This is a genomic window from Enterobacter cloacae complex sp. P38RS (assembly GCF_014930775.1).
Classification (GTDB): Bacteria; Pseudomonadota; Gammaproteobacteria; order Enterobacterales; family Enterobacteriaceae; genus Enterobacter; species Enterobacter bugandensis.
This window is the reverse complement of record NZ_JADBRS010000001.1, coordinates 36,867-48,392: the sequence shown is the minus strand read 5'-3', so window position 1 is coordinate 48,392 and position 11,526 is coordinate 36,867. Positions and strand designations below refer to the sequence as shown.

Below are 11,526 nucleotides of genomic sequence, written 5' to 3'. Positions count from 1 at the left end.
GTTCACATTTTGTTTAAGATTTCACGAGCAACGTCAGGACTTCATAATGCGCGGTATGCGGGAACATATCGAAAAGCTGCACGCGTTCAATGCGGTAGCCCGGCAGATTAGCGATATCTTTCGCCATGGTCTGTGCGTTACAGCTTGAATAGACGATGTATTCCGGCGCCATCTGGCTCAGGTAGTCGCACAGGGATTTGCCAATCCCACGACGCGGCGGATTAACCAGCACCAGCTCCGGCACGTTGCCCTGACCGGTCGCGAACTGCGTGGAGTCCAGCGCCTGAAAGTGCAGATTGGTTAACCCCAACTCGGCGGCGGACTGCTTTGCGCAGGCAATCGCTTCGGCGGAGATCTCAATGCCGGTGAGCTGCATCTCGGGCGTGGCGCAGTGCAGGCCAAAACCGCCCACGCCGCAGAACAGGTCCCACATATGATGGATGTTTAACGCGCGCACCCAGTCGCGGGCGGTGGCGTACAGGCTACTTGCCACGGTCGGGTTGGTCTGGAAGAAGCTTTGCGGGCGGATCCACAGCGGCACGCCGTTGAAGCTCTCCGCCAGCGCGTGCTGGTCGGTGAAGAAAACCTCTTTCTCCCCTTCCATGATCGCCATATGCACCGGCTGAATGTTTGCGGTAATCACCTTTAACTGAGGAAGCTGTTCCTGCAGCCACGGCAGCGCCGCGCGCAGCTGCTCCAGCTTGGCTTCCGAACGCAGCACGAAGCGCAGCATCATGCCGCCGTCGATCTGGCTTTCCGTCAGGAGAAGGTACTTCAGCTCGCCGCGCCTGCGGGCAACGTTGTAAGGCGTTAACCCCGCGCGAGCGATAAACGGTTTCAGTGCGGCAAAGACCGGCTCAAACGAGGCGGGATAGAGCGGGCAGTCGGTTAAGTCTTCCGGCGTGCCGTCGCGGTGCAGCATCCCCAGCAGCGGTTTTTCAACGCTGCCGCTGACCACCATTTTGGCTTTGTTACGAAAGCCCTGCTCCGGGCCGCTGACGGGTGCGCACCACTCGCCCACCGCGTGCGCTGCCAGCAGCTGTTGCAGGTCGGCCATTTTGGCGGTGAGTTGTTGAGAGACCGGCTGTTCTATCCACTGACAGGAGCGGCAGCGTCCGGCGTCATAGAGTGCGCACTGCATATGAAAACCTTAAGGAAAACGAGGGCTGCGATTATACACATTATTGCAGGCGGAAGAACCGCCGACTGGACGCCGGAACGAAAAGCAGGCAAAGCACCAGCATATCCGGCAGTTTTTGCATGACCAGCGCATGGAAAATCTCACGTCGCGACTCACCCGGAATGCTGAACAGCTCAGGATAGCCATAGCCCAGCGAGGCGGCCCACAGATAGCTGGCGGCGGTCACCTGCGTGAGCAGATAGACCCAGCGCGCCCAGTTTCGCCCTTTGACCAGCGAAAACGCGCAGTAGATCTCGATAAACACCAGCACCAGGCTGCTTAAAAAGACCAGCGTCAGATTCCACGTCTGCACGCTGCGGTGAATGAATTCCCCGATGCCGCGCACGCCCAGCGTATTCAAAATCATCAGCACGTCCAGGCAGCGGATCATAATAATGGCGAGCGCCGCCACCTGAACCAGCGCAGGAACGTTAGGACGGGCGTGCGTAATACGTGATTTTTTTACTAATCCCAATGTTTTACTTCCCTGAAAAACAGTGCCGCGTCATGCGCGGCACATCACCGGAAATTTTAAATCCTTCAGCCGCGTCTTGCACGCTGGATATCGCGCACGCGCTGTTTTTCCGCGCGCGCCATCAAATACCAGGCGATAAATCCGACAATTCCGACCACGCCGAGGATGATAGAGGCCAGAGCATTGATCTCCGGGTTCACCCCCATGCGCACGCTGGAGAAGACCAGCATCGGCAGCGTCGTCGCGCCCGGCCCTGAGACAAAGCTGGCGATAACCAGATCGTCGAGGGAGAGCGTGAACGCCAGCAGCCAGCCGGAGATCACCGCCGGCATAATCATCGGCAGGGTAATGATGAAAAAGACCTTTAGCGGCGTGGCGCCGAGATCCATCGCCGCCTCTTCAATGGAGCGGTCCAGCTCGCGCAGGCGCGAGGAGATCACCACCGCCACATACGCGGTACAGAAGGTGACGTGCGCCAGCCAGATGGTGAGCATGCCGCGATCCGCCGGCCAGCCGATGGCGTGCGCCAGGGCCACGAACAGCAGCAGCAGCGACAGGCCGGTAATGACGTCCGGCATCACCAGCGGGGCAGTGATCATAAAGGCGAAACCGTTTGAGCCGCGAAAACGCCCGAAGCGCACCATCACCAGCGCGGCGATGGTGCCCAGAACGCAGGCCATCGTGGCCGCCAGCGCGGCAATGGTCAGGCTCAGCCCCACCGCGCTCATCATTGCGTCGTCGTGGAACAGCTCGCTGTACCAGCGCGTCGACCAGCCCGCCCAGACCGTCACCAGCTTAGAGCTGTTGAACGAGTAGATCACCAGCATCAGCATCGGCGCATACAGGAAGGTGAAGCCGATAACGAGGATCAGAATGCGCCACGGGGAGCGTACTACCGGTAAGTTGTTCATCCGCGATCTCCCATCTGTTTCTGCTGATGCTTATGGAACCACATGATCGGGACGATCAGCAGCAGGAGCATGATAATCGCCACCGCCGACGCCACCGGCCAGTCGCGGTTATTGAAGAACTCCTGCCACAGCACGCGGCCAATCATGATGCTGTCCGGCCCGCCGAGCAGTTCCGGGATCACAAACTCCCCGACCGCCGGAATAAACACCAGCATCGACCCGGCAATGATTCCACCTTTGGTCAGCGGGACAATCACGCTGAAGAAGGTCTTCAGCGGACGCGCGCCGAGATCGAGCGAGGCTTCCACCAGCGAGTAGTCAATCCGCGTCAGGGCGGTGTAAATCGGCAACACCATAAACGGCAGATAGGCATAGACAATTCCGATATAGACCGCAAGGTTGGTGTGCAGGATGGTCAGCGGCTGATCGATAACCCCAAGCCACATCAGAAAATTATTCAGCACCCCGTTGTTTTTCAGGATCCCCATCCACGCGTAAACGCGTATCAGAAACGATGTCCACGACGGCAGGATCACCAGCAGCAGCAGGATGTTGCGCGTTGACGGCTTGCTGTGCGCCACGGCCCACGCCAGCGGGTAGCCCATCACCAGACAGCAGAGCGTCGAGATCGCCGCCACCTGCAGAGACTGCAGATAGGCTTCGAAATAGAGCGGATCCTCGGTGAGCTGGAGGAAGTTGCCCAGATTCAGCGTCAGCGTCAGCTGCCCGTCGGCCCACTCCCACAGATCGGTATACGGCGGGATCGCCCGCGCCATCTCCGCCAGGCTGATCTTAAAGACGATCAGGAACGGCAGCAGGAACAGCAGGATCAGCCACACGTAAGGCATGGCGATTACCAGCTTGCGGCCGTGGTTCATCTTAAGGCGCGTCAGCCAGTGGGCAACGCCGCCCGGTTTTTTGACGCGGGCTGGAGGTTCATGTGTGCTCATGATCGCTCCTTATACCGTCAGCACGACGCAGCTGTCCGCGTCCCAGCACAGGCGCACTTCGTCGCCCCAGGTCGGCTGCCCCTTGCGGTAGCGATGTTCGTTCTGTAGCTGCGCGCTGAGCATCTGTCCGCTTTTCAGGCGCACGTGGTAAATGGAGAGATCGCCCAGATAGGCAATGTGCACCACTTCCCCGACGGCAAAGTTATAGCCATCGGCAGGCGGATCGTCACAGAGCATGATCTTCTCCGGGCGCAGCGCCACGTAGACCGGCACGTTATCCACCACCGAGCTGTCAGGATCGACCTTAAGCGGATGCTGCAGCCCCGGCGATTCGATGACCAGACCATCCTCCTGACGATCCTTCAGCAGCCCTTCAAAAACGTTGACCGAGCCGATGAACTCCGCGCTGTAGCGGGTGGTCGGATGCTCGTAAATCTCTTCCGGCTCGCCAATCTGCACGAACTTCCCGCGGTTCATGATCGCGATACGCCCGGCCATGGTCATGGCCTCTTCCTGGTCATGGGTGACCATCACGCAGGTCACCCCCACGCGCTCGAGGATATCGACCACTTCGAGCTGCATACGGTCGCGCAGCTTTTTATCCAGGGCGCCCATCGGCTCGTCGAGCAGCAGCAGTTTCGGGCGTTTCGCCAGGCTTCTCGCCAGCGCCACGCGCTGACGCTGGCCGCCGGAAAGCTGGTGCGGCTTCCGCTTCGCGAACTCCTGCATATGCACCAGGCTCAGCATTTCGGCCACGCGCGCGGTGATTTCGGCTTTCGGCAGCTTGTCCTGCTTCAGGCCAAAGGCGATGTTTTGCTCCACCGTCATGTGCGGAAACAGCGCGTAGGACTGGAACATCATGTTAATCGGGCGCTGATACGGCGGCACGCTGGAGAGATCCACACCATCGAGCATGATTTGCCCGGCGGTAGGCTGTTCAAAACCGGCCAGCATACGCAGCAGGGTCGATTTACCGCAGCCCGATGCGCCCAGTAGCGCGAATATTTCGCCTTTATAGATAGTCAGGCTGACGTCGTCCACGGCATGCTGGCCATCGAAAGATTTGGTGAGGTTACGAATTTCAAGAAGCGGGGTCAGCGCTTTACGGACTTTCGCCTGCGGGCGGGGGATCGCGTCATTCACGGGGTGTTCTCCGGTAGAGATCAAATCATGGTGCAGGCGCACCAGAACGGTGCGCCTGTTGCCGGGGGTGCTTCGCTCGCCCGGCCTGTGACAAAGGGTTATTTACCGCTTTTCACCTTGGTCCACGCGCGGGTACGCACGCGGTCAATTTTTGGATCCTGAACTTTCAGGGTGAAGAGCTTGGCGAACACGTCCGCTGGCGGATAGATTGCCGGGTTACTGCGGATCGCTTCGCTCACCAGCGGCACGGAGGCCTTGTTACCGTTGGCGTAGTAAACGTGGTCGCTGATGTGGGCGATCACCTCAGGACGCATCAGGTAATTCAGGAACTGGTAGGCTTCCTCTTTGTTTTTCGCGTCAGCAGGCATGGCGAAGACGTCAAAGAAGGCCAGCGCCCCCTCTTTCGGAATGAAGTAGGACACATTCACGCCGTTTTTCGCCTCTTTCGCGCGGTTCGCCGCCTGCCACACGTCCCCTGCCCAGCCGATCGCCACGCAGATGTCGCCGTTCGCCAGGTCGTTGATGTACTGTGACGAGTGGAAGTAGCGAATGTTTGGACGCAGCTTCAGCAGCAGATCGGTCGCCGGGCCGGTGTAATCATCGGCTTTATTGCTGTTCGGGTCTTTGCCCAGGTAGTTCAGCACGGTGGCGAAAATCTCTTCCGGCGCATCGAGGAAGGAGACGCCGCAGCTTTTCAGCTTCTCAAGGTTTTCCGGCTTCAGCACCACGTCCCAGCTGTCCAGCTTAACGTCCGGGCCCAGCGCGGCTTTGACTTTATCCACGTTGTAGCCGATACCGGTGGTCGCCCACAGGTAAGGCATGGCGTATTTGTTGTCAGGGTCGTGCTTCGCCACCAGCTTCAGCACTTCCGGATCGAGGTTTTTCCAGTTCGATAACTTGCTCTTGTCCAGCGGCTGGAAGACGCCCGCCGTCAACTGACGCTCCAGGAAGCTTGCGGAAGGTACGACCAGGTCAAAACCGGTGCTGCCTGCCATCAGCTTTCCTTCCAGCACTTCGTTGGAATCGAAAACGTCATAGACCACTTTAATGCCGGTCTCTTTTTCAAAATTAGCGACCGTGTCCGGCGCAATATAGTCAGACCAGTTGTATACGTGCAGCGTTTTTTGTTCCGCAGCGAGCGTGCCGGCAGAGACGGCCATCAGAGCACCCGCAACCAGACCCGATAACCATTTTTTATTCAAGGCGATCATAGTGTTATTCCTTCTGAAAGCTCGTTAACAAACGAACTAAACTGTGCAATCTGGATATATGCAAAAATCATGCATAGTTTGTCGCTCTGCTCAAAATAAAAAGAAACCTCTTTACCCGGCAGGATCCGCTCGCTTTTTTAAGCATCGCAAGAATAACTGTAGCCCGTGTCTCCGGCTATAGCCCAGACGAAAAAACGCCTTTTATCAATTTTTTATGCAGGTTAAGTCTACGTGATAAGCCGAAATGGCCTTGAGGGAGGTGAAAAATTCTTTAAAGAAAGGTTAAAGGCAGCAGAAAAAATGGCCTTCTGCAGCCGCTATGGCAGCGACTGCGCAAAAGTCAGACAGGCTTAGTGAAGAAAATTGGGAGATGCATCATTATTCTCAGCATCGTCTTCCGCGCTATACAGCAGATGATGTGCATTGGCTTCCATCATAACCATGGAAATTTGCTCTTCGCTCAGGCGCATAAACCAGGCGAACTGCTTGAACGACAGCCCTGCCCCGGAGAATAAAGACTGGCAAACGACCAGTTTTGGCAGATTATCGTCCTGTATATCGAGAAATGCTTTCACCGTCAAAGAACTGGCGTTGATAGCCGAGAGATCGGAGGCCAGCGCCAGCAGCGCAGAAGGCTTCACTTCGGCCAGCGCGGAAAAAAGGATCACGTCGTTAATCAGATCGATTTTGGCATCGAAAATGCCGTCGAAATTCTGCATATGAGGCAGATGCAGCGCCTGGCAGGAATCACATTCGAAGAAGGTGATCCCGGCATCATCAAGCCATTGACGTAACGTATCCAGTGTAGGTACGACCTGTAAATCCATCGCTGTGCAGCCTCTTTAGTAAAAACTTCGCATAGGGTACTCAAAAAGCGCCCGGTAATCCATTTAACCGCCCGTTTTCAGACAGTAACCCGGCGTGGCATGACGCTCGATCCATGAGATCATTTTACCTGCAATATCGACCCCTGTGGTTTTTTCCACACCTTCCAGCCCCGGGGAGGCGTTCACCTCCATCACCAGCGGCCCGCGCGTCGCGCGCAGAAGGTCCACGCCCGCTACGTCCAGCCCCAGGGTTTGCGCCGCTTTCACGGCTATTTCCCGTTCGCGTTCGCTAATATCGGCTACCCGCGCAACGCCGCCGCGGTGAAGGTTAGAGCGGAAGTCGCCCTCTTTGGCCTGGCGCTCGATGGCCGCCACGACCTCGTTCCCCACCACGAAACAGCGAATGTCGCGCCCTTTCGCCTCTTCAATGTACTCCTGCACCAGAATGTGCGCATTCAGCCCGCGAAAGGCGTCGATCACGCTCTCCGCCGCCTGACGCGTTTCCGCTAACACCACGCCAATACCCTGCGTGCCTTCCACCAGCTTGATCACCAGCGGCGCGCCGCCCACCATATCGATCAGATCGCTGGTGTCGTCCGGTGAATGGGCAATGCCCGTGACGGGGAGATCGATCCCCTGTCGGGCGAGGAGCTGCAGGGAGCGCAGCTTATCGCGGGCGCGGGAAATGGCGACGGATTCGTTGAGCGGATAGCTGCCCAGCATCTCGAACTGGCGCAGCGCGGCGGTGCCGTAGTAGGTAATCTGGGAGCCGATGCGGGGGATCACCGCATCGAAGTGCGGCAGCTTGCGGCCTTTGTAGTGAATCGACGAGGCGGCGGGGTCGATGTTCATATAGCAGGACATCGGGTCGAGGATCTCAACCTGATGCCCGCGTTTCGCCGCCGCTTCTCGCAGGCGCTTACATGAATAGAGCGTTCCGTCCCGGGACAATATGGCAATTTTCACCCTGCACCTCTCTGAAGACATGGAAAAAGCCTGCATATCATATACGCAGGCAGGCGCAGGAGGAATGGACTATCGCGTTGCCCAGCCCTGCTTGTGCAGATACTCAAGAATAAACGGGCGGTTTTCTTTGATGATGGTGCGGCGAATATGGTCCGTCCAGGTGTCGCGACGGTTATTGCTGCCGCGCGTCATGTAGTAGTTCGCCAGCTCTTCGTCGTAGTGATTCAGGACATCCTGATCGACCGGCTGGTAATGGTTTTCATGCACCAGCATCGCGGCAGGAATGCGCGGCTTGAGATCCGGGTTGTCCGCCGGCCAGCCGAGGCACAGGCCAAACAGCGGCAGCACGTGTTTTGGCAGCTTCAGCAGGTCGGTCACGCTTTGAATGTTGTTACGCAGGCCGCCGATATAGACACCGCCTAACCCCAGCGACTCCGCGGCCGTAAAGGCGTTTTGCGCCATCAGCGCGGTATCCACCACGCCCAGCAGCAGCTGTTCGGCCAGCCCAAGTTCCGCCTCAGGGCAGATCTGCAGGTGGCGGTTAAAGTCGGCGCAGAACACCCAGAACTCGGCTGCCTGAGCCACATGCTTCTGCCCGCCGGTGAGCGTCACCAGCTGTTCACGCATGGCTTTATCGGTAATGCGGATAATCGAACTGCACTGCAAAAAGCTGGAGCTGGAGGTGGCTCTTGCGCTGTCGATAATCGCATTACGCTGCGCCTCGGTAATCGGCTCATCGGTAAAGTGGCGAATGGAGCGGTGGGACTGGAGCAGGTCTATGGTTGGCGTCATCTTGTCTCTCTTTAGTCTTGCTTAATACGTATGGCAGCCAGTATAGGCAATGATGTGCGCGGTGTAATTGGCGAAACATAGCTCATAGATATTATAACGACAGGCGAAACCTTCTTTAATGACGGCGGGTTATGGGGCACTATACGTGTCATTCGCCGTCAGGCTTGTTTTTTGAGGAGAGAGAAATGTTTGCAGTAATTTTTGGTCGTCCAGGGTGCCCTTACTGTGTGCGCGCGAAAGAGCTGGCTGAGAAACTGACCGAAGAGCGCGATGACTTCAACTTCCGCTATGTGGACATCCACGCGGAAGGCATCACCAAAGCCGACCTGGAAAAAACCGTCGGTAAGCCGGTTGAAACCGTGCCGCAGATCTTCCTCGATCAGAAACACATCGGCGGTTGCACCGACTTTGAGGCCTACGCTAAAGAGCATCTGGGCCTGTTTGCCGAGCAGTAATAAAGAGACGCCCTCACCCTGAGGGCGTTTTTATTTGCGGTGCCGTCGGTGCTGAACCAGGCTGCGCACAAACAGGTAGCACAGCGCGCCAAGCGCGCACCAGAATACGCCGCTCAGCAACCACGCCAGCTCCTGCCAGAAACTCCGCGTTGAAATATACATCAGGCGCATCATCAGCAGACACAGCGGTGCAGCGAGCATGGCGCCCAACAGCGGCTTCACCACCTCCCCTTGACGGGAGAGAAAACTGGCGGCAGCCCCCGGCAACGTGAAGAAGAGCAACCCCAGCTCAGGATGCCCGGACGCCCTGAACGCGCCCTTTACATTAAATGCGAGCGACATGCACACGACCGTGAACAGCAAAAAACAGCTGATCACCCCCGCCCAGTTTCGTTTCATATTCAAACTATCCTCCTGACTTATCTCTATCAAATACACATTCGTCGGGTAGACGCCCAGTCAGATAAAGCAGTGCGGCAATCCATGCCAAAGTACGCACAGGGTGATGCGATAATCAGTAGCTGTCAGTAGCTAATGCGATTAAACTACACGCCAGCTAATGTTTTAGGGAATAAAGCAGGAAACAGGGAGCGTTAGCGCTTTTCCCTGATCCAGAAAACAGTAGCCCAAAAAGTCCTTTCATTCAACAACTTACTGGTAAACAAGAAGTTAGCCTCCGTGAATATAAACGTCGCAGACTTGTTAAATGGGAATTACATCCTGTTATTATTTGTGGTACTGGCGCTGGGTCTTTGCCTGGGTAAATTGCGCCTGGGTTCGGTTCAACTCGGTAATTCCATTGGCGTTTTAGTCGTCTCCTTATTATTAGGCCAGCAGCACTTCAGCATTAACACGGACGCGCTGAACTTAGGTTTTATGCTGTTTATTTTTTGCGTTGGCGTAGAAGCGGGACCTAACTTTTTTTCAATTTTCTTCCGCGACGGCAAAAATTATCTGATGCTGGCGCTGGTGATGGTCGGCAGCGCGCTGCTGATCGCGTTAGGACTGGGCAAACTGTTTGGCTGGGATATCGGGCTTACGGCCGGTATGCTGGCCGGCTCTATGACGTCAACCCCCGTGCTCGTGGGCGCCGGTGATACGCTGCGGCATTCCGGCATGGCGGGCGCGCAGCTCTCTACCGCCCTCGACCATCTGAGTCTGGGCTACGCCCTGACCTATCTGATTGGTCTGGTGAGCCTGATCGTTGGCGCGCGCTACCTGCCAAAACTGCAGCACCAGGATCTGCAGACCAGCGCCCAGCAAATCGCCCGCGAGCGCGGCCTGGATACCGATTCCAAACGTAAAGTCTATCTCCCGGTTATCCGCGCCTACCGCGTCGGGCCGGAGCTGGTGGCATGGGCAGACGGCAAAAATCTTCGCGAACTGGGAATTTACCGCCAGACGGGCTGCTACATCGAACGTATCCGCCGCAACGGCATTCTGGCGAACCCGGACGGCGACGCGGTGCTGCAGATGGGCGACGACATCGCGCTGGTGGGTTACCCGGACGCGCACGCCCGTCTCGACCCGAGCTTCCGTAACGGCAAAGAGGTGTTCGACCGCGACCTGCTCGACATGCGCATCGTCACCGAAGAGATCGTGGTGAAAAACCATAACGCCGTGGGCCGCCGCCTGGCGCAGCTGAAGCTGACCGACCACGGCTGCTTCCTCAACCGCGTGATCCGCAGCCAGATTGAGATGCCTATCGACGACAACGTTGTGCTCAACAAAGGCGACGTGCTGCAGGTCAGCGGCGACGCGCGACGCGTAAAAACCGTTGCCGACCGCATCGGCTTTATCTCTATTCACAGCCAGGTCACCGACCTGCTGGCCTTCTGCGCCTTCTTCATCGTTGGCCTGATGATCGGGATGATCACCTTCCAGTTCAGCAACTTCAGCTTCGGCATCGGTAACGCCGCCGGTCTGCTGTTCGCCGGGATCATGCTGGGCTTCCTGCGAGCCAACCATCCGACCTTCGGCTACATTCCGCAGGGCGCGCTGAACATGGTGAAAGAGTTCGGTCTGATGGTGTTTATGGCGGGCGTCGGCCTGAGCGCGGGCAGCGGCATCGGCCACAGCCTGGGCGCCGTCGGCTGGCAGATGCTGGTTTCCGGCCTTATCGTCAGCCTGGTACCGGTAGTGATCTGCTTCCTGTTCGGCGCCTACGTGCTGCGTATGAACCGCGCCCTGCTGTTCGGGGCAATGATGGGGGCGCGTACCTGTGCCCCGGCGATGGAAATCATCAGCGATACCGCGCGCAGCAACATCCCGGCGCTGGGGTATGCAGGCACCTATGCTATCGCGAACGTACTGCTGACGCTGGCGGGTACGCTGATTATCATCATCTGGCCGGGACTCGGATAACTCCTAAGTTTGCGCGTAATGAAAAAATTTTTGTAACGCGCAGAACTTTTTTAGCAGGGGGCAGTCATAACTAGTGCCACTGCTTTTCTTTGATGTCCCCAATTTGTGGAGCCCATCAACCCCGCCGTTTTGGTTCAAGGTTGATGGGTTTTTTGTTGCCTGAAATTCCCCTTTCTGTAATCTGACCTTCTCTCTTCCCACCAAAACATATATGATTAAACGAATATGATTTAATCTACCCTCAGGAACACC

The 11,526-nt window shown here is 57.1% G+C and carries 12 protein-coding genes; 2 read left to right on the top strand and 10 right to left on the bottom strand.

All coding sequences use genetic code 11. From position 1 onward, the window contains the following. Nucleotides 1-13 precede the first annotated feature (13 nt). From rlmC to nfsA, 9 genes are all read right to left on the bottom strand, one after another. A complete protein-coding gene (rlmC, locus tag IM303_RS00220) occupies nt 14-1,141 on the bottom strand; it encodes a 23S rRNA (uracil(747)-C(5))-methyltransferase RlmC (RefSeq protein WP_193359474.1) in 1,128 nt (375 codons plus the stop codon). A gap of 40 nt (nt 1,142-1,181) precedes the next feature. Continuing rightward, nucleotides 1,182-1,655: a YbjO family protein gene (locus tag IM303_RS00215; RefSeq protein WP_028012509.1), complete on the bottom strand. Its 474-nt coding sequence runs from the start codon at nt 1,653-1,655 to the stop codon at nt 1,182-1,184. A gap of 65 nt (nt 1,656-1,720) precedes the next feature. Then, nucleotides 1,721-2,566: a putrescine ABC transporter permease PotI gene (gene potI / locus IM303_RS00210; RefSeq protein WP_028012508.1), complete on the bottom strand. Its 846-nt coding sequence runs from the start codon at nt 2,564-2,566 to the stop codon at nt 1,721-1,723. Continuing rightward, entirely contained in the window at nt 2,563-3,516 is a 954-nt protein-coding gene (gene potH, locus IM303_RS00205) for a putrescine ABC transporter permease PotH (RefSeq protein ID WP_193052258.1), read from the bottom strand. Before potH ends, potI begins: the two co-directional genes overlap by 4 nt. 9 nt (nt 3,517-3,525) lie before the next feature. Next, a complete protein-coding gene (gene potG / locus IM303_RS00200) occupies nt 3,526-4,659 on the bottom strand; it encodes a putrescine ABC transporter ATP-binding subunit PotG (protein WP_045630953.1) in 1,134 nt (377 codons plus the stop codon). Nucleotides 4,660-4,757: 98 nt separating this feature from the next. After that, nucleotides 4,758-5,870: a spermidine/putrescine ABC transporter substrate-binding protein PotF gene (potF, locus tag IM303_RS00195; protein WP_028012505.1), complete on the bottom strand. Its 1,113-nt coding sequence runs from the start codon at nt 5,868-5,870 to the stop codon at nt 4,758-4,760. A 350-nt stretch (nt 5,871-6,220) separates the two neighbouring features. Beyond that, on the bottom strand, nt 6,221-6,697 hold the full coding sequence (locus tag IM303_RS00190) for a YbjN domain-containing protein (RefSeq protein WP_003858385.1): 477 nt from the start codon (nt 6,695-6,697) through the stop codon (nt 6,221-6,223). Between the two features lie 63 nt (nt 6,698-6,760). After that, a complete protein-coding gene (gene rimK / locus IM303_RS00185; RefSeq protein ID WP_028012504.1) occupies nt 6,761-7,663 on the bottom strand; it encodes a 30S ribosomal protein S6--L-glutamate ligase in 903 nt (300 codons plus the stop codon). Nucleotides 7,664-7,732: 69 nt separating this feature from the next. Further along, nucleotides 7,733-8,455, bottom strand: coding sequence for a nitroreductase NfsA (nfsA, locus tag IM303_RS00180; RefSeq protein WP_048960877.1), 723 nt, complete (start codon nt 8,453-8,455; stop codon nt 7,733-7,735). A 185-nt stretch (nt 8,456-8,640) separates the two neighbouring features. On the opposite strand from nfsA, the gene IM303_RS00175 reads away from it, so the two are divergent. Further along, nucleotides 8,641-8,910 (top strand): GrxA family glutaredoxin, encoded by a 270-nt coding sequence (locus tag IM303_RS00175; RefSeq protein WP_028012502.1) that lies wholly within the window; start codon nt 8,641-8,643, stop codon nt 8,908-8,910. 30 nt (nt 8,911-8,940) lie between these two features. On the opposite strand, the gene IM303_RS00170 is transcribed toward IM303_RS00175, so the two are convergent. Continuing rightward, on the bottom strand, nt 8,941-9,309 hold the full coding sequence (locus IM303_RS00170; RefSeq protein ID WP_080339193.1) for an inner membrane protein YbjM: 369 nt from the start codon (nt 9,307-9,309) through the stop codon (nt 8,941-8,943). Nucleotides 9,310-9,588: 279 nt separating this feature from the next. Here IM303_RS00170 and IM303_RS00165 point away from each other — a divergent pair, with 279 nt between their 5' ends. Next, nucleotides 9,589-11,274 carry an aspartate:alanine antiporter gene (locus IM303_RS00165; RefSeq protein ID WP_014169303.1) on the top strand — a complete coding sequence of 562 codons (1,686 nt, stop codon included), beginning with the start codon at nt 9,589-9,591 and terminating at the stop codon, nt 11,272-11,274. The last annotated feature ends 252 nt before the right edge of the window (nt 11,275-11,526 follow it).